We start from the raw sequence: 16897 nt of genomic DNA, 5'->3' as shown, positions 1-16897 counted from the left end.
CTAGGCTGCCTGCGTGCCCGGCTCCCTGCTCGACCGTTCCCCACAGCTCGACCGGGGGCGCCTCGTGCGCGAGCTGGTGCCGCCTGCCCGGTTCGATGCCGAGCGCTTCTCGACCTACCGCCCAGACCCGGACGAACCGAGCCAGGCGGCGGCCGTCGAACGGCTGGAGGCGTATGCCGCGGGGCTCGCCGAGAGCGCGGGCCGAGGGTGGTTCGGCCGGCGGAAGAAGGTGGATGCGGGCCGCGGGATCTACCTCGACGGCGGGTTCGGCGTCGGCAAGACGCACCTGCTCGCGTCGCTGTGGCACGAGGCCACGGGCGAGAAGGCGTTCGGCACGTTCGTCGAGTACACCAACCTGGTCGGGGCGCTCGGGTTCCAGCCGACCGTGGAGGCGCTCCGCGGGCACCGGCTGGTCTGCATCGACGAGTTCGAGCTCGACGACCCCGGCGACACCGTCCTCATGGCGACCCTGCTGGCGCGCCTCGCCGAGGCCGGGGTGAGCCTGGCGGCCACCTCGAACACCCTGCCCGACGCCCTCGGCGAGGGCCGGTTCGCGGCGGAGGACTTCCTGCGGGAGATCCAGGCGCTGTCGGCCCGGTTCGACGTCGTCACCGTGGGTGGGCCCGACTACCGCCACCGCGAGATGGTCGACAGCCCGGAACCGCTCAGCGAGGCCGAGGTCGCGTCGCAGGTCGACCGGGACGGCGGTCTGCTCGACCACTTCGTCGACGTCACGCGCCACCTCGCGACGGTGCACCCGAGCCGGTACCGCGCCATGCTCGACGGCGTGACGGCGGTCGGGTGGACCCACGTGCGGCCGGTGACCGACCAGGCCGTCGCGCTCCGGCTCGTCGTGCTCGCGGACCGGCTGTACGACGCCGACATCCCGGTCTACGCGAACGGCCAACCGCTGGGCGAGGTGTTCGCACCGGAGATGCTCACCGGCGGCTACCGCAAGAAGTACTACCGCGCCATCTCGCGGCTCACTGCGCTCGCGCGCGCTGACCTGCGATGACAGGATGCGCAGATGGGGAAGAAGCCGAACAAGGCCAAGAAGGCGACGAAGAACTCGAAGTCGACCAGTGCCAAGGCCACGACGCTGGCACCGATCAGCTTCACCGACGCGTTGCGGGTGAACGAGGGTTTCCTGCTGTCGGAGTGTGACCCGCGCTCGACGCCCGCCTTTGCGGGCGACAAGGCGGCCGGCGCGAAGGCCCTCGAAGCCCGCGCGGGCGAGATCGGTGAGTTCCAGGAGCGGTTGTACGGCGAGTCCAAGGTCGACGGCCAGCGCTCGCTCCTGCTCGTGGTGCAGGGCATGGACACCTCGGGCAAGGGCGGCATCATGCGCCACGTCGTGGGGCAGATGGACCCCCAGGGCGTGAAGTACACGGCGTTCAAGGCGCCCAGCGCGGAGGAACGCGCCCATCCGTTCCTGTGGCGGATCCGCAACGCGCTGCCGCACCCCGGGCAGATCGGGGTGTTCGACCGCTCGCACTACGAGGACGTCCTCGTCGTCCGGGTGCACGACCTCGTGCCCAAGGCCACCTGGTCGCGTCGCTACGCCCAGATCAACGACTTCGAGGCCAAGGCGGTCGAGGCCGGGACGACCGTCGTCAAGGTCATGCTCCACATCTCGTCCGACGAGCAGAAGTCGCGGCTGACCCGGCGCCTCGAGCGGATCGACAAGCAGTGGAAGTACAACCCCGGAGACGTCGACGAACGACTGCTGTGGCCGATGTACCAGGAGGCGTACCAGGCTGTCCTGGACCGGACGTCGACGGATGCAGCCCCGTGGTACGTCGTGCCGGCGAACCGGAAGTGGTACGCCCGGCTCGCGGTGCAGAGCCTGGTCCTCGAGTGCCTCGAGGCGATGGACCCGCAGTGGCCGAAGGTCGACTACGACGTCGAGGCCGAGAAGGCCCGCCTCGCCGCCACCTGACCCCTCAGGGTCAGCCCGCGAAGGCGCGGTCCACGATGCCTCGTGCGGTCGCGACGGCCAGCGGCGCGTCGAGAGTGCCGAAGGTCGTGCCGTGGGCGCCTCCCAATCGGCTGGCGCTGAAGGCGTCAGCCACCTCGGTCGGGGCGTACTGCGCGAGCAGTGAGGCCTGCAGCGTGACTGCCAGCTGCTCGACGACGCGGCGGGCCCCGGACTGGGCGCCCGGCTGGGCGGCATACGCGATCACCTCGGGGAGCCCGGCGATCGCCTGGTCGAGGGCGGGGTGCTGCCCACGACCCTTGCCCACCTCGGCGAGGAAGGCCTCGACGGAGGCCGGCTCGCGGGTCACGGCGCGCAGCACGTCGAGGGCGTTGACGTTCCCCGAGCCCTCCCAGATGGAGTTCAGCGGGGCCTCGCGGTAGAGGCGGGCGAGACCGTTCTCCTCGACGTACCCGTTACCCCCCAGGCACTCCAGCGCCTCGGCGACCATGGGGGAGGTGCGCTTGCAGACCCAGTACTTGCCCACCGCGACGCCGAGGCGCGACAGGGCGGTGTCGCCCTCGTCCACGGCGTGCGCGAGACGGAGCGCGAGGGTCGTGGCGGCCTCGACCTCGAGCGCCAGGTCGGCGAGGACGTTCTGCATGAGGGGCTGGTCGACCAGGAGGGCACCGAAGGCGGAGCGGTGCCGGGCGTGGTGGACCGCGCGAACCAGAGCGGCGCGCATGGTCGAGGCGGAGCCGAGGATGCAGTCGAGACGGGTAGCGGCCACCATGTCGAGGATGGTGCGGATGCCGCGCCCCTCGTCGCCGACCCGGACCCCCCACGTGCCGTCGAACTCCACCTCGGAGGACGCATTGGAGCGGTTGCCGAGCTTGTCCTTGAGTCGCTGCAGCGCGAAGGCGTTGCGGGTGCCGTCGTCGAGGGCGCGAGGCACGAGGAAGCAGCCCACCCCGGCGTCGGTCTGCGCGAGCACGAGGAAGGCGTCGCTCATCGGCGCCGAGCAGAACCACTTGTGCCCCGTGAGCCGGTAGGTCTCGCCGCCCTCCAGCGGACCACCCGGGGTCGCGACGGCGACGGTCGAGTTGGCGCGGACGTCGGAGCCGCCCTGCTTCTCGGTCATGCCCATGCCTGCGATCGCGCCGCGCTTGTCGGCGAGCGCGCGGACGCCGAAGTCGTAGGACCGCGACGCAAGCGCCGGCACCCAGCGCTGCGCGAGGGCCGGGTTGGCGGCGAGGGCCGGCGCCGCGGCATACGTCATCGAGATGGGGCAGAGGTGTCCCTGCTCGTTCTCGGACCACGCGATGAACCCGGCCGCGCGGCGGACGTGCGCCGCGCTCGCGGCAGGCTGGGTCCACGGCTCGGCCGTGAGACCGGCGCCGACGGCGACCTGCATCAGGGAGTGCCAGGCGGGGTGGAACTCGACCTCGTCGAGGCGTTCGCCGGTGGGGGAGTGGGTGCGTAGGACGGGCTCGTTCTCGTTCGCCTGGACCGCCCAGGTGCGCGCCTCGACCGAGCCGGCCCGTGCGCCGAGCGCGCTGATCTCCGCGTATGCCGCGGGGTCGGCCCAGCGGCGCAGACCCTCGTGGAGCGCGGGTTGGCTCTCGAGCGTGTTGTAGTCGGGGAGCGGGGGCACCTGGTTGGTCACGGCGTGGGTGGGCACGGCCCCCACTATGCCGGGATACCGTGGCGGTGTGAGTGTCAGGGGTCGAGTGCGTCGCGAGCTGGTTCGCGTCCCCGGCGCTCTGCCGGTGGCCCGGCTCACGCTCGAGACGATCCGGGTGTGCCTGCGCTACCGCGTGACCGGCCTGGCGTCCGAGGCGGGCTTCTTCATGCTGCTGTCGCTTCCTCCCCTGGTGCTCGGGCTGTTCGGTGGTGTGGGTTACCTCGGCAAGCTGCTCGGGCAGGACATCGTGCAGCAGCTGGTCGACGGCATCAGGACGTTCTCCGAGCGCTACGTCCTCGAGGGGGTGGTCACCGAGACGATCGTCCCGACCGTCACAGCGGTGCTGAAGGACGGCCGGTTCGACCTCATCTCGGTGGGGTTCCTGCTCTCGATCTGGTCGGGGTCGCGTGCGCTCAACGTCTTCGTCGACACCATCTCGATCATGTACGGGCAGTCCGGCGTGCGCGGGATCGTCCGGACCCGGGCGCTGTCGCTGACGCTGTACTTCCTGTCGCTCCTCGTGGGGATCGTCGTGATCCCGCTCGTCGTCATCGGCCCTGAGTGGCTCGGCCAGCTGCTGCCGCGTGAGCTGCACGTCCTCACGTACCTCTACTGGCCCGTGGTCACGGTCCTGGCGGTGGCGAGCGTGGCGACGCTGTTCCACATCTCGACGCCGCGGCGCACTCCCTGGCTGCGCGATGTGCCCGGGGGTGTCCTCACGCTGGTCATCTGGGTGCTGGCGTCCTTTGTGTTGCGGAGCACCATCACCGCCTCCGTGCGGGACGGCACCTCGATCTACGGACCGCTGTCGACCCCGATCGTGCTGCTCATCTGGCTGTATGCGCTGGCCATCGCCGTGCTCATCGGCGCGGCCCTGAACGCCGCGATCCGGACGCTGTGGCCGGTCGAGGAACGGCCCTCCCTGCGCGCGCAGTCGGTCACCTGGCTCAAGGGACGGTGGGCTGCCCGGCGGGCCCGTGGTCGTGGCGAGCGGGGGTCCGAGCCGACGCCCGATCGCGGTCTGGAGGCGCTGGAGGGCGACCTCGCGGCATCGGTGAGCGAGCTCCGTGACGAGGCTCGCAAGCCCCTGACGCCCATGCCGGACGGGGCTGACCGGACCGGTCTGGGGAGCCAATTTGAAGACGACGCGCAAGATCGGATACTGTCTGTCCGCACGCGCAGCGGGTGAAAATCCCGTTCGACACCAATAGCGCGGGTAATGCGGATGTAGCTCAGTTGGTAGAGCGCAACCTTGCCAAGGTTGAGGTCGCCGGTTCGAGCCCGGTCATCCGCTCGGAGGGTTTGACCGCCTTCACGGTGGAGTGGCCGAGAGGCGAGGCAGCGGCCTGCAAAGCCGCGTACACGGGTTCAAATCCCGTCTCCACCTCGACACGGGACCCACCGTGAGACTCGAATTTCTGAGTCAAACCCAGCACCACCCAGGGCGATTGGCGCAGTGGTAGCGCGCTTCCTTGACACGGAAGAGGTCACTGGTTCAAACCCAGTATCGCCCACCAGTACGAAACGGCCCCTGAACTGCGGAGACGCAAGTAAGGGGCCGTTTCGTTGGGGTTCGAGCATGGCCCGTGAGTGACCTAGTGAGTGACTACGGCTGCGCGTTTGGCCGGAGGCGCGGTCCGCTGGCGTCCGTGGTTGTGCGCAGGCGTCCCCGCTACCCGGTGTCACTTCTCATGCAGGGAAGCAGTCAGGTGAGGGAGCAGATGTCCTTGACTTTGGACCCCTTGCCCCGCCAGTCGAGGGTTCGCGAAGTCATGGCGCACGCCGACTCGACCTCGCCGTGACCGAGGCTTCGCGTGCCGCCCTGGACCGGCGAACCTGGGTAGGTTCGCGGCAGCCGACTGCTGGTGTCCGCGAGGCAACGGTCCTGCCGGGCCACGGCCGCAGCCGTCTGGGGATCTACACCTCGTCATGATGGGTCATCGGCCGCACCTAAAGCGGCATGTGGGCGCACTTGGCTAGGAGGCGTGTGCGCCTGATTTCAACGCCGCGAGAGCATCAGGCAGCGCGTAGACGGTACTGACGGTGCTCAGCCGGATATCGAGGTCTGGCCTGATACTGGTCTTCTCGAGACCCCAGACCTTCGTGCCCCTGCGCCGGACCCAGCTCATGGCCCGATTCGCCCAACGCTCGTACTCCTGCGAGATGGCGGCAATGGAGTCGGCCTGCGAACCGATCTCGCTCGACTGGATCTCCTCCGCCGTCGACAGACCCGGTCGCCAGAAAAGGACCGGCGATGCGTTGGAGTCGACCAGGCGTTCAGTTGATGCTGGGCGCAGGCGCTCCCAGTTCAGGCGGTTGAAGAGTCCAGACTTCGTCGAGGTCGCCATCGCTTCGCTGTCAGGGTCAATGAGCACGGGGTCGCCGAGCTTGCGATGGACCAACATGACCGTTCCAAGGGTGATCGCTCTGGTCCGCGCCAGGCGCAAGGGCGGGGATGTGACCACGGGCCAGGGTTGGAGCGTGACCTCCGTCGGCTCGCCGAGATAGTCCCGCAGCGCCCATTGGTCGGACTCGGTGGCGAAGTAGTGAACGGCGGCAACCACGCGTGCAGTGTGTCAGCCGAGCCGCCGTGACGCTGGCGGTTCGTCAGGGTGAGCGCTCATCGGCAGGATCGAGCGCGGAACGCGGCATGTGCGGATATCGGTCAGGTGGCGACGACGTAGACGGCCGTGGTGGAGAGTCTCAATATCCCCTCAGGGGCTAGGGCCGTGGCCGCCTCACGAAACTCGCGCTCGGCTGACGCTTGCACCTCGGGCATCTGCGCGAGAAACGTTTGACCGACCGTCGCTACTCCTCCGGCGATTCCACCCCAAAGTGCGTCGACGCTGATGTCCCAATCCCATTTCAGTTCTGTGGCCGTGATTGCTTCCAGCCCGGCTGCCTCGGCAAGCCCACGCAGCCCGGCCACCGAGCGTTCGAAGTCCAGATCAGCGCTCAGACGCTGGCCGGGGATCGGAATGACGCCAGCGGCGCTGAAGGCCCCTGCGACCAGCACCGCCCACTCGGCGGGCTGGCTGGGCCAGATCGTCGCGGCAACACGCCCTCCGGGGCGAACGACCCGGGCGAGCTCGCGCATACCTGCTCGCGGGTCGGGAACGTGGTTGATCACGAAGTTCGCCGTCACGGCATCGAAGGCGTTGTCATCGAACGGTAGGTCCGGCAGCGAGCCCTCAACCACGCGTCCGCCAGCGACGGCCGTCGACACTGCGACCATCTCCGGGTCAGCATCGATCGCGATGACCTTCCGGCCGAGGGCGTCGGCGCGGGCAGCAAGAGCCCCCGTGCCCGACCCGACATCGAGATGCCTCTCGCCTGACGTATCAGCGAGCAGCCGCTCTATGGCGCCCGCGCACAGCGTGGCGAACGACTCCCGGTATGCGTCGGCGACGCCGCTCCAAGTGCCCACGGCACCATCCAATCTGATGCGCCCATAACGCGTCACGCGACATCCGCCCACCGGCATGAGAGTGCGTTTGGACACACCCGGTCAGATGCTCAGCTTTACGTTCTTCGATGCGACGAGGGCTCGGCGTCCGAGCCATCTGGATTCGGGGGGCCTTTCCGGTTCCGCCGGACGCCTACGACCCGAGGCGGACATTCCAGGAGACGTCCACCCCGACCGCTGGCACTGACCGGGGCCTCGGCCCGCGGCGCGACCCCTCGATCTAAGGCCTGATCCCGAACGGTCCGAGTGTGCCGGTGTCAACGCGCAGCGACTCGAAGAGCGCGAAGGCGTTGTCGATGGTGAAGACGTCAGCCCCGCCCAGCTTGCCGAGGTACTTGTCGACCACCGGTGCGGCGGCTTGTCCCGCTGCCGCGTCGAGGTAGGTCTTGAAGATCGCCCAGGCGTTGCCCGACGGGCCGTACTTCTGGAAGAACGGGGTCGGGTCGAGGCTGGCCATGGTCTGCTGCACGCTGGTCTGCAGATCGCGCAGGTACTGGCGCTGCAGCTCGCCGTCAGCGCGAACGCCGAGGCGACCGAGGTGGCCGCCCACCAAGGATGTCCACGGGTAGCTCATGGCGATGTCGTGCGCCTCGATCCAACCGGGGACGTTCTGCGAGATGGCGACGTTCTTGAACGGCACCCAGCCGGGGAAGAGCACGTCGACGACCATCAGGGTGTGATGCCTCGGCGCGAAGATGAAGATGTTGTCGGGCGTGTGGTTCGGCCCGTGGAATGCGAGCTCGAGCCGATCCGCGCCGAGCTCGAGCACGTGCCGCTTGGTGAACGTCACGGTCGGCGGTGGCCGGTGCGGGTCGCCGGCCGCACGAAGGAGCGAGCGGGTCTCGACGTGTCCGACGCGGATCACGTCGTCGCCGAAGATCGAGGACGCACCGATGTGGTCGGCATGGAAGTGCGAGTACACCAGGTGAGTCACCGTGGACGGCGTGCCTGCTTTGGCGGTGGCGGCTGTGATCGCCCGGAGCAGGTTGTGACCGATGGTCGGAGGGGCGTCGACCACGACGACCCCCTCGGCCGTGGCCAGGAACATCGACTGGTAGAACCCGTCGGTCACCCAGTACAGGTTGTCGTTGATCTGACCGACGAAGTAGCCGTCAGCATTCAGTCCCGGGCCGAATGCGCTTGCCGGAACCGGCGCGAAGGTCGGCAGGCCTCCGCCCGTGTCCGCTGCCGCGGCGGCCTGCGGGACCAGCGTCGGGAGGATGGCTGCTGCGGGGGCTGCTGCCGCGACCAGGGCGGCGCGCCCAAGGAACCCACGCCTGCTGGGAAACCCCACGCATTGCTGGATGTCTGTCATGGAACTCTCCTTTGCTGTTGACGGATGGCTTGACCGTCAAGACGTGCGTGCCCCCCGCGTGGCCTTGCGGGGCGCCTTGCGTGGCTTGGCTGCGGCGGTGATCGCGTCCACGTCGAGTGTGGTGATGTGCGCGGCAAGCCGGGCGAGCAGAGTGCTCAGCTGCTCCCTCTCCTCGGAGCTGAAGATCGCGAACTCGGCCGCGTGCAGAGCGGTCACCTCGGCGAGGTAGGCATCGATCACGGGTCTGGCGGCGTCGGTCAGCTCGATCAGGACCACGCGGCGGTCGCTGACGGACCGCACCCGCCGGACCAGGCCGCGGCGCTCCAGGGTGTCGACCAACGAGGTGATGCTCGCGCCTGTGACGAGCAGTCGTTCGGCGAGCACCGTCGCAGGAAGTGGCTCACCGGCACCTTCGAGCGTGGCCAGCGTGATGCGCGCGGCGATCGACAGGCCGTGCCGGCGCAGACCGCGGCTGTCGGCTTCGGTGAACCTGCTCGAGGCGAGGATCAAGTTCTGGGCGCACTCGGTGGCCGACGGGTCGCCGGACGGAAACTCGCGGGCAAAGGCGAGATGGTCCACCCGGCGTGCGGCTGCGTCGCGCCCGTCGTCCACGGCTGGCGCAGTGCGATCGTCCACCCGGACGGTGTGTCGCGCGGTCACTGATGCCTCCCGAGGGAAACTCCTTAGATCACTGATAGTTAGAGATCTAAGTAACACTTAGATGGATACTCCTCGCGCTCGGCATTCGTCAAGGGGGCGTCGGGTTGCCTCGCCTACGCACCGATGGACGCTGTCGCCGGCTGTTGGGCACCGCTCTGAGGGAGGAAGGCGCCTCCATTCGGATGGAGGCTAGACCGGGTGGGCCAGGACGGAGGACGGTTGGCGGTGTATGGGAACGATCCTTTGCGGGTCAACCTCTATGGGAAGACCATCGGTGGGAGGCAGAGATGAGTGATCGACAGGGGCGACGCCGCGAGGAGCTGCCGACATGAACGAGCAGTACGACGTGATCGTCGTGGGCGGGGGATCTCCGGGCGAGCACTGTGCCGGGGCGTTGGCCGAGGGCGGTCTGAAAGTGGCTGTGGTCGAGCGGGAGCTCGTGGGCGGCGAGTGCTCATATTGGGCGTGCATCCCCTCCAAGACCTTGCTTCGTCCCGGTGAGGCTGTGCATGCCGCCCGCGATGCTGCTGGCACGGCCGAGGTCGACGTGTCCGCCGCCCTGGCGTGGCGGGACTTCATGGTCTCCGACCACAGTGATGCCGGGCAGGAGGCCTGGTTGGCCGATCACGGCATCGACCTGCTGCGCGGCACCGGAAGGCTTGCGGGCACCGGGGTCGTCGAGGTCGACGGTCGACCTCACGCAGCCCAGGACGTCGTCATCGCCACCGGCTCCGAGCCCTCGATACCGCCCATCCCCGGTCTGCGCGAGCTCGACGGCATATGGACCAACCGCGAGGTGACCGCCATGACCTCAGTGCCGGAGCGCCTCCTGGTCCTGGGTGGAGGCGCCGTCGGTTCCGAGATGGCCCAGGCCGTGCGCCGGTTGGGCGGCGAGGTCGTCCTGGTCAGCGATCGCATCTTGAGCCGCGAGCCAGCACCCTTGGGGGACGCGGTCGCCGAGGTGCTGCGGCGCGACGGCATCGACGTGGTCCTCGACACCACGGCCACCGCGGCACGACGTGACGGTTCGGAGTTCGTTCTGACCTTGGAGGGCGGGCGAGAGCTGCGCGGGGACCGCCTGCTCGTCGCGACGGGCCGTCGGCCCCGTACCGAGGGCATCGGCCTGGAAACCGTTGGTATCGTGTCTGATCCGCGCGGCATACCGGTCGACGCCTCGATGCGGGCAGGCGAGCGGCTGTGGGCCATCGGCGACGTCACCGGCCAGTTCCTGTTCACCCATGCCGGGAAGTACCAGGCCCGCGTAGTCGCAGCCAACCTCCTCGGCGAGCCACGCGAAGCCAACTATGACGCCATGCCGCGGGTCGTCTACACCGATCCGCCGGCCGCCGCCGTCGGCGCGAGCGACGGGCCATTTAGCGCGACGGCAGCAGTCTCCGACGTGGCCCGGACTGCGACCTACACCCGGGCGTATGCCGAGTCGAACGGCTTCCTGACGCTGGTCTCCGACGGCGACCGGCTCACGGGCGCCTACGCCTTGGGGCCGGAGGCGGGTGAGTGGCTCCAACAGGCCACTCTTGCGATCCGAGCCCGGGTGCCACTCGAGATCCTCATCGACACGATCCAGCCGTTCCCCTCGTTCTCGGAGATCTACCTCACGGCGCTGAAGACGCTGCGGTCCGAGATCGCAGGCTCGCAAGCCACGGCGGGAGCCTGACCACCCCCGGGCCTCCCGGATCCCATACGACCGTCTTGCGCGGTGGTGTCACACCGAAGACACGGACGGTGTCTTCATGTCGACACAACCCCGAACTCCCCGAGGAGGAGAGATGGCCACAAGGATCCCGCCGAAGGAGATCACCGGTCTGTACGGCGCGATGGTGAAAACGCTCAGCGTCAGGATGTTCGGGCAGGTGCCCGAGTCGCTCGGGGTGATGTGGCACCACCTCCCCGCCCTGAAGGCGAGCATGCGCTTTGGCCAGAGGCTGCAGAAGTGGGACCGGTGCGACGAGGGACTCAAGTCGTTCGCCCACCTGGCGGTGGCGTCGCTCATCGGCTGCTCGTGGTGCCTGGACTTCACCTACTTCATGGCCAGGAACCAAGGGCTCGACCTGGACAAGGCGCGCGACATCCCGCGATGGCGCGCGTCGCACCTGTTCACGCCGCTGGAGCGGGAGGTGCTCGAGTATGCCGAGGCGATGAGCCAGACCCCACCCACGGTCACCGAGGAGCTGGTCGCGAGCTTGCTCTCGCAGCTCGGTGAGGCTGGGCTCCTTGAGCTGACGAGCGTGATCGGCTTCGCCAACCTGACCACCCGCTCCAACGTCGCGTTGGGCATCGAGTCGGAGGGCTTTGCCGCCGCGTGTGGGCTGAAGCCGATGGCCGAGCGCGCGGCCGTACCCTCGACGGCATGAGCCGGGACCCGTTTCTCACTCATCGCAGCCTGCTGTTCACCGTCGCCTACGAGATGCTCGGCTCCGCCGCGGACGCCGAGGACGTCGTGCAGGAGACGTGGCTGCGATGGGCGAACCTCGCCGATGACGGGCAGGCGGAGGTGCGCAACCCGCGTGCGTACCTGGTGCGCATGGTCACCCGGCAGGCGCTCAACCGGTTGCGCACCCTGGCTCGCCGTCGGGAGGACTACGTCGGTGAGTGGCTGCCCGAGCCGCTGCTCACCAGCCCGGATGTCGCCGAGGACGTGGAGTTCGCCGAGAGCGTCTCAATCGCCATGCTGACCGTGCTCGAGACCCTGACCCCGACCGAGCGGGCGGTGTTCGTGCTGCGCGAGGTCTTCGACGTGCCGTACGAGGAGATCGCCCAGGCTGTGGGCAAGGGGACGGCGAACGTTCGCCAGGTGGCTCACCGCGCGCGTGAGCACGTGGCGGCTCGGCGCCCTCGCATGCAGGTCGGCCGGGTGGAGCAGGATCAGGTGTTCGAGCGGTTCATGACCGCGGTGACGACCGGCGATGTGCAGGGCCTGATGGACGTGCTTGCCCCCGACGTGGTGCTCGTCGCGGACGGCGGTGGGGTGGCGCAGGCCGTCCGGCATCCGGTCGAGGGTGCTGGCCGCGTGACGGCTTTCCTGTCGGTCTTCCCCCGCGTCGTCACCGAGGCACAGATAGGCACCATCTGGCTCAACGGCGCGCTGGCAGTCCGCATCGACACCCCGAAGTTCGGGACCACCGTGGTGAGTGTGGTCGTCGAGAACGGCCTGATCACCCGCGTCTACGCGATGCGGAACCCCACCAAGCTGACCCGGCTGGACGAGGCAGCAGAGCTCACCCATTGATCCGACTAGCCGCTCACAGTGGGCGACCTCGTCAGTGGCGTGGTGGTTCGCGGTCGACGTCGGACGGTTTTCGCTTCTCGATCCGAGTCCATCCGGTCCAGCCACGCTCTTCGATCAGCTCCCGCAGCCGGCCGACGGCGGGGTGGGAACCATCGGCGAACGAGTCCATCAGGCGGATGAATGCCGCGTCTTGTGTGTACTCGTCCTGGCGGTCCAGCTCCCCGCTGGCTGCCGCCTGCTCGAGGAGCTCGCTCATCAGGTCGGCGGTCTCATGGAGCAACTTCTCGTCCTGCCAGTCTTGCGCGATCCGGCCGATGAGCTGGTAGAGGCGGATGACCTTCGGGTTGGCCAGCTGCGCGACCTTCTCGGCCATGAGCGCCGGGAGCGCCTCCGGGAGTCGGGCCGCCATCAGGATCCAGGCATCCCGCTCGGGCGCGATGATCGCCTCCGGGACTCCGGTGGCGCGCAGGCGGTCCAGGTAGTCGACCACCTCCTGTGGGAGCGCCAACGAATCGCCCGAGCCCAGCTGCGCGATTCGTCTGCGGTGCTCCTGCAACGCGCGGATCTGCTGGCGTAGCTGTCGGTCGATCTCGGCGGTCGCCGTGACGAAGGTCTCCGGGTCAGCGTCGAGCAGCTCGCGGACCCGCGCCAGCGGGACGCCGGCTTCGGCCAGAGTCCGGATCCGGATCAGTCGCACCACCGCGTCAGCGTCGTATGTGCGGTAGCCGGAGGCGTCGCGGTCCGGCTCGGGCAGCAGGCCGATCTGGTGGTAGTGCCGCACGGCGCGGATGGTCACTCCGGCGTAGGACGCCAGGGGGTCCGATCGTCAGCATGCCCTCATGCTGCCTGATGCAGACACCGCGTCAGGTGCTCTTGCGCCGGTAGATGGCCATCGCACAGGTGTACGCGACGACCAGGATGGCGACGCACCAGGCAAGGGCCATCCAGATGTCACTGCCCACCGGCTGCTGCGTGAACAGGTCGCGGATGGCGTTGACGATGGACGTCACCGGTTGGTGTTCGGCGAACGCGCGTACCGGACCCGGCATGGTGGCGGTGGGTACGAAGGCCGAGCTCACGAAGGGCAGGAAGATCAGCGGGTAGGAGAACGCGCTCGCGCCGTCGGCAGACTTCGCTGACAAACCGGGGATGACGGCCAGCCAGGTCAGCGCCAGGGTGAACAGGACCAGGATGCCGGTGACTGCGAGCCAGGCCAGCATGCCCGCCCCAGACCGGAAACCCATGATGAGGGCGACGAGGACGACGACGACGAGCGAAACCAGGTTGGCGACCAGCGAGGTCAACACATGCGCCCAGAGCACGGACGATCGAGCGATGGGCAGGGACTGGAAGCGCTCGACGATGCCGGTGGTCATGTCCAGGAAGAGCCGGAAGGCGGTGTAGGCGATGCCTGACGCAATCGTGATCAGGAGTATGCCGGGCAGCAGGTAGCTCACGTACGAGTCCGACCCTGACTTGATCGCGCCGCCGAAGACGTAGACGAACAGCAGCATGAAGGCGATCGGCATGATCGTGGTGGTGATGATGGTGTCCAGGCTGCGCGTGATGTGCCGCAGGGACCGGCCCAGCAGCACGGCAGTATCACCAACGAAGTGCGTGGTCATCGTTGGTCACCCACGATCGGTTGGTCGCCGACCATCGGTTGGTCGCCGACGATCGCCAGGAAGACATCCTCGAGGGTCGGCTGCTTCTCGACGTACTCGACGCGTGCGGGTGGCAGGAGCGCCTTGAGCTCGGCGAGCGTGCCGTTCACGATGATTCGACCGTGGTGGAGGATCGCGATCCGGTCGGCGAGCTGTTCGGCTTCGTCGAGGTACTGCGTCGTGAGGAGGACGGTCGTGCCATGCGCGGCGAGCTCCTTGACGCTGTTCCACACCTCGAGGCGCGCCTGGGGGTCGAGCCCGGTGGTCGGTTCGTCCAGGACGATGACCGGAGGGTTCCCGATCAGGCTCATGGCGAGGTCGAGGCGGCGGCGCATCCCTCCGGAGTAGGTCGCCACCCTCCTGTGGGCCGCGTCGGTGAGCCCGAAGCGGCCCAGGAGGTCGTCCGCGACGCGCCCGGCATCGTGCACGCGGCGTAGCCGGGCGATCAGGACCAGGTTCTCGCGCCCGCTGAGGATCTCGTCCACGGCGGCGAACTGCCCTGTGAGGCTGATGGACTGTCGGACGTTGGGCGCCTGCGTCGCGACGTCGAAGCCGGCGACCGTGGCCGTCCCGGCATCCGACTTCAACAGCGTGGACAGGATCCTCACGACCGTGGTCTTTCCTGCGCCGTTGGAGCCGAGCAGGGCGAAGATGCTGCCCGGCGCGACGTCGAAGTCGACACCACGCAGCACGTGCAGCTCGTCGTAGGACTTCATCAGGCCGCGCACCTGGATCGCGGCCACACCGAGCTGGTCGGTTGTCAGCTGGTCGGTAATGGACATGACTACAGCGTGAAGGGTTGACGCAGCGTCAAGGTCAAGCCCGCGAACCAGACCCGGATCAGCTCACTCCTGGGCCTGCGGAGACGGAGGCCACACCGGCCAGCTCGTGCCGTGGCCACACGAGCCTGCTTGACTGACCCGGTCACGGGCGTCGCCCGGGAACATGCGATCGACGTGCTTCGGCTGGAGGTGGATGTGCGAGACGAGTATGCGCACTGGGCGAGGGTCGCAACCCGGTGGAACGACAACGACGTGTACGGCCACGTGAACAACACCGTGCACTACGCGGCGATGGACACGGTCATCAACGGCTGGATGATCGAGCGCGGCGTTCTGGACATCCACGGCGGCGACTCGATCGGCCTGTGTGTCGAGTCAGGGTGCCGGTACCTGGCGGCGGTGGAGTACCCGGACGCGTTGGCCGTGGGACTGCGGATCGCCAAGCTCGGGACGTCGAGCGTGACCTGGGAAGCCGGCCTGGTTCGCGACCGCGACGACCTCCCCGTGGCCGAGGGGCGGTTCGTGCACGTGTTCGTCGATCGGGTGAGCCGCCGCCCGCGGCCCATCGACGACGCGATGCGTGCGGCCATGGCTGAGCTCGTGGTCGGGACGAGCTGACCATGCGCGTGACTGCGGCTGTGCTCGGCCGGACGAGCGCCAAGGCCCCCTTCGCCTCCTCGCGACCCTTGGAGCTGGAGGAGCTGACCCTCGAACGGCCGGGCCCCGGCGAGGTCTTGGTCCGGGTTGGGGCGGCGGGGGTGTGTCACTCCGACCTGTCCGTCGTGGACGGAGTCCGGCCCAGGCCCGTGCCCATGGTGCTGGGGCACGAGGCGGCCGGGATCGTGGAAGAGGTCGGCCCGGGGGTCCACCACGTGCGCCCGGGTGACCATGTCGTGTTCGCGTTCGTGCCGTCCTGTGGCGACTGCGTGCCGTGCCTGTCCGGTCGGCCCGCCCTGTGCGAGCGCGGCGCCGCGGCGAACACGGCAGGCACCCTGTTGTCCGGGCGGCGGCCGTTCGCGCGCCCCGACGGCTCGCCGGTCAACCAGCACCTCGGGGTGTCGGCGTTCGCCGAGCGGACAGTGGCGGCGGCGGCGTCCGTGGTGCCGGTTCCCGCAGAGCTCCCGTTCGAGCAGGCCGCCCTCTTCGGGTGCGCCCTGTTGACCGGCGTGGGTGCGGTGCTCAACACCGCGAAGGTCGAACCGGGGTCGTCGGCGCTGGTGGTCGGTCTTGGCGGGGTGGGCCTCGCGGCGGTGATGGGTGCCCGGCTCGCGGGGTGCGAGACCATCGTCGCCGTGGACCTCGACCCAGCCAAGTTCGAGCTCGCCCGAGCGCTGGGTGCCTCCGACGCCGTCCTGGTGGGGGAGGAGGCAGCCGGAGCCGTCCACGAGCTCACCCGTGGTGGTGCCGACTACGCGTTCGAGGCGGCAGGCCACCCGGATGCGTTGGCATTTGCGTATGCCGCGACCAGGCGTGGTGGGACGACGGTGGGCATCGGCCTGCCACACCCGGACCAGCGCTACGCGTTGCCGGCGCTGAGCCTGGTCACGGAGGAACGCCGGCTCGTCGGTTCGTACATGGGGTCGTCGGTGCCCAGGCGCGACATTCCGCGCTACGTGCGGCTGTTCCAGCAGGGCAGGCTGCCCGTCGACCTGCTCGCAGGGGGCACTTTCGAGCTGGCCGCGGTGAACGAGGCCATGGACGCTCTCGCGGCTGGCGCCGTCGCGCGCCAGGTGCTGGTGATGTCCGGCTGAGGGTCCGAGCCGGCATCCCCGCAGCGCCGTACCTGAGGAAGCTGCGTGCAAGCACGCTACTGTTGGAGCAGCCTCAGTTCGGGGCGCATGCCCTCTCGCCCGCGAGGGGAGTTAGCTGGCTTCCTTCGATGGACCCTCACTCACCGTCCACGAGAGACCTTGGCCCCACCGCCGACAACGCATCCGAGGTCCACAACCCGTCCATCGACGAAACCGCGGCGGCCCAGGGTGCGTGCGCGCAGGTGTACCTGCCCACGGGCGCGATGTGCACGCTGCGACACGGCCATGACGGGTCGTGCGAGTTCAGCCCAGCCGTCGGAGCTGACGCCGTGCTTGCCAAGCACAAGGCCGACGAACACTGGTGATCCGAGTCGTGCCGGCATAGCCGCCGGCGCACCTTCCGCAGGAGTCGG

Annotated in this window: 17 protein-coding genes and 3 tRNA genes; 12 read left to right on the top strand and 8 right to left on the bottom strand. The window is 68.8% G+C overall.

Features of this window, described 5'->3' with window-relative positions; all coding sequences use genetic code 11:
• Positions 1-13: 13 nt before the first annotated feature.
• Complete coding sequence (gene zapE / locus GKE56_RS06000) at positions 14-1015, top strand: cell division protein ZapE (RefSeq protein WP_154683760.1); 1002 nt, start codon at positions 14-16, stop codon at positions 1013-1015.
• A 12-nt stretch (positions 1016-1027) separates the two neighbouring features.
• Entirely contained in the window at positions 1028-1939 is a 912-nt protein-coding gene (locus tag GKE56_RS05995) for a PPK2 family polyphosphate kinase (RefSeq protein ID WP_154683759.1), read from the top strand.
• Between the two features lie 10 nt (positions 1940-1949).
• Here GKE56_RS05995 and GKE56_RS05990 read toward each other — a convergent pair whose 3' ends face one another.
• A complete protein-coding gene (locus GKE56_RS05990) occupies positions 1950-3596 on the bottom strand; it encodes an acyl-CoA dehydrogenase family protein (protein ID WP_230209227.1) in 1647 nt (548 codons plus the stop codon).
• A gap of 31 nt (positions 3597-3627) precedes the next feature.
• Between GKE56_RS05990 and GKE56_RS05985 the strand changes: the two genes are divergently transcribed.
• The 4 genes from GKE56_RS05985 (at position 3628) to GKE56_RS05970 (ending at position 5116) form a co-directional block, all read left to right on the top strand.
• Positions 3628-4788, top strand: coding sequence for a YihY/virulence factor BrkB family protein (locus tag GKE56_RS05985; protein ID WP_230209226.1), 1161 nt, complete (start codon positions 3628-3630; stop codon positions 4786-4788).
• A 32-nt stretch (positions 4789-4820) separates the two neighbouring features.
• Positions 4821-4893, top strand: a tRNA-Gly gene (locus GKE56_RS05980).
• Between the two features lie 22 nt (positions 4894-4915).
• Positions 4916-4986: transfer RNA gene (locus GKE56_RS05975), tRNA-Cys, on the top strand.
• A gap of 55 nt (positions 4987-5041) precedes the next feature.
• Positions 5042-5116 (top strand) — tRNA-Val (locus tag GKE56_RS05970).
• A gap of 459 nt (positions 5117-5575) precedes the next feature.
• Here the strand turns inward: GKE56_RS05970 and GKE56_RS05965 are convergent.
• The 4 genes from GKE56_RS05965 to GKE56_RS05950 all read right to left on the bottom strand — a co-directional run bounded on the left by GKE56_RS05965 (position 5576) and on the right by GKE56_RS05950 (position 9016).
• Complete coding sequence (locus GKE56_RS05965) at positions 5576-6163, bottom strand: hypothetical protein (RefSeq protein ID WP_154683757.1); 588 nt, start codon at positions 6161-6163, stop codon at positions 5576-5578.
• 101 nt (positions 6164-6264) lie between these two features.
• Entirely contained in the window at positions 6265-7026 is a 762-nt protein-coding gene (locus tag GKE56_RS05960; RefSeq protein WP_195908258.1) for a class I SAM-dependent methyltransferase, read from the bottom strand.
• A 259-nt stretch (positions 7027-7285) separates the two neighbouring features.
• Entirely contained in the window at positions 7286-8380 is a 1095-nt protein-coding gene (locus GKE56_RS05955; protein ID WP_154683755.1) for an MBL fold metallo-hydrolase, read from the bottom strand.
• Between the two features lie 36 nt (positions 8381-8416).
• Positions 8417-9016 carry a MarR family winged helix-turn-helix transcriptional regulator gene (locus GKE56_RS05950; RefSeq protein WP_195908257.1) on the bottom strand — a complete coding sequence of 200 codons (600 nt, stop codon included), beginning with the start codon at positions 9014-9016 and terminating at the stop codon, positions 8417-8419.
• Positions 9017-9368: 352 nt separating this feature from the next.
• Between GKE56_RS05950 and GKE56_RS05945 the strand changes: the two genes are divergently transcribed.
• The 3 genes from GKE56_RS05945 (at position 9369) to GKE56_RS05935 (ending at position 12287) form a co-directional block, all read left to right on the top strand.
• Complete coding sequence (locus tag GKE56_RS05945) at positions 9369-10715, top strand: NAD(P)/FAD-dependent oxidoreductase (RefSeq protein ID WP_154683753.1); 1347 nt, start codon at positions 9369-9371, stop codon at positions 10713-10715.
• A gap of 112 nt (positions 10716-10827) precedes the next feature.
• Entirely contained in the window at positions 10828-11412 is a 585-nt protein-coding gene (locus GKE56_RS05940) for a carboxymuconolactone decarboxylase family protein (protein WP_154683752.1), read from the top strand.
• Positions 11409-12287 carry an RNA polymerase sigma-70 factor gene (locus tag GKE56_RS05935; RefSeq protein ID WP_154683751.1) on the top strand — a complete coding sequence of 293 codons (879 nt, stop codon included), beginning with the start codon at positions 11409-11411 and terminating at the stop codon, positions 12285-12287. Before GKE56_RS05940 ends, GKE56_RS05935 begins: the two co-directional genes overlap by 4 nt.
• A gap of 31 nt (positions 12288-12318) precedes the next feature.
• Here the strand turns inward: GKE56_RS05935 and GKE56_RS05930 are convergent, their stop codons facing one another.
• The 3 genes from GKE56_RS05930 to GKE56_RS05920 all read right to left on the bottom strand — a co-directional run bounded on the left by GKE56_RS05930 (position 12319) and on the right by GKE56_RS05920 (position 14733).
• Positions 12319-13083, bottom strand: a complete 765-nt coding sequence (locus tag GKE56_RS05930) for a MerR family transcriptional regulator (protein WP_230209225.1) — start codon at positions 13081-13083, stop codon at positions 12319-12321.
• A gap of 67 nt (positions 13084-13150) precedes the next feature.
• Complete coding sequence (locus GKE56_RS05925) at positions 13151-13912, bottom strand: ABC transporter permease (RefSeq protein WP_154683749.1); 762 nt, start codon at positions 13910-13912, stop codon at positions 13151-13153.
• Entirely contained in the window at positions 13909-14733 is an 825-nt protein-coding gene (locus GKE56_RS05920; RefSeq protein ID WP_154683748.1) for an ABC transporter ATP-binding protein, read from the bottom strand. Before GKE56_RS05920 ends, GKE56_RS05925 begins: the two co-directional genes overlap by 4 nt.
• Positions 14734-14862: 129 nt before the next feature.
• Between GKE56_RS05920 and GKE56_RS05915 the strand changes: the two genes are divergently transcribed.
• The 3 genes from GKE56_RS05915 (at position 14863) to GKE56_RS05905 (ending at position 16849) form a co-directional block, all read left to right on the top strand.
• Positions 14863-15351: a thioesterase family protein gene (locus GKE56_RS05915; RefSeq protein WP_230209224.1), complete on the top strand. Its 489-nt coding sequence runs from the start codon at positions 14863-14865 to the stop codon at positions 15349-15351.
• A gap of 2 nt (positions 15352-15353) precedes the next feature.
• Positions 15354-16484 (top strand): zinc-binding dehydrogenase, encoded by a 1131-nt coding sequence (locus GKE56_RS05910; protein WP_154683747.1) that lies wholly within the window; start codon positions 15354-15356, stop codon positions 16482-16484.
• Positions 16485-16612: 128 nt separating this feature from the next.
• Positions 16613-16849 carry a hypothetical protein gene (locus GKE56_RS05905; protein ID WP_154683746.1) on the top strand — a complete coding sequence of 79 codons (237 nt, stop codon included), beginning with the start codon at positions 16613-16615 and terminating at the stop codon, positions 16847-16849.
• Positions 16850-16897: the final 48 nt, after the last annotated feature.

This window comes from Nostocoides sp. HKS02 (assembly GCF_009707485.1).
GTDB lineage: Bacteria > Actinomycetota > Actinomycetes > Actinomycetales > Dermatophilaceae > Pedococcus.
The sequence above is the reverse complement of the archived record's forward strand: the minus strand, read 5'-3'. Positions and strand labels throughout refer to the sequence as shown.

Bases quoted from the DNA above. Each gene is read 5' to 3' on its own strand.
- GKE56_RS05995 (WP_154683759.1), top strand. From the start codon at position 1,028: ATGGGGAAGAAGCCGAACAAGGCCAAGAAGGCGACGAAGAACTCGAAG.
- GKE56_RS05955 (WP_154683755.1), bottom strand. From the start codon at position 8,380: ATGACAGACATCCAGCAATGCGTGGGGTTTCCCAGCAGGCGTGGGTTC.
- GKE56_RS05945 (WP_154683753.1), top strand. From the start codon at position 9,369: ATGAACGAGCAGTACGACGTGATCGTCGTGGGCGGGGGATCTCCGGGC.
- GKE56_RS05940 (WP_154683752.1), top strand. From the start codon at position 10,828: ATGGCCACAAGGATCCCGCCGAAGGAGATCACCGGTCTGTACGGCGCG.
- GKE56_RS05935 (WP_154683751.1), top strand. From the start codon at position 11,409: ATGAGCCGGGACCCGTTTCTCACTCATCGCAGCCTGCTGTTCACCGTC.
- GKE56_RS05925 (WP_154683749.1), bottom strand. From the start codon at position 13,912: ATGACCACGCACTTCGTTGGTGATACTGCCGTGCTGCTGGGCCGGTCC.
- GKE56_RS05920 (WP_154683748.1), bottom strand. From the start codon at position 14,733: ATGTCCATTACCGACCAGCTGACAACCGACCAGCTCGGTGTGGCCGCG.
- GKE56_RS05910 (WP_154683747.1), top strand. From the start codon at position 15,354: ATGCGCGTGACTGCGGCTGTGCTCGGCCGGACGAGCGCCAAGGCCCCC.
- GKE56_RS05905 (WP_154683746.1), top strand. From the start codon at position 16,613: ATGGACCCTCACTCACCGTCCACGAGAGACCTTGGCCCCACCGCCGAC.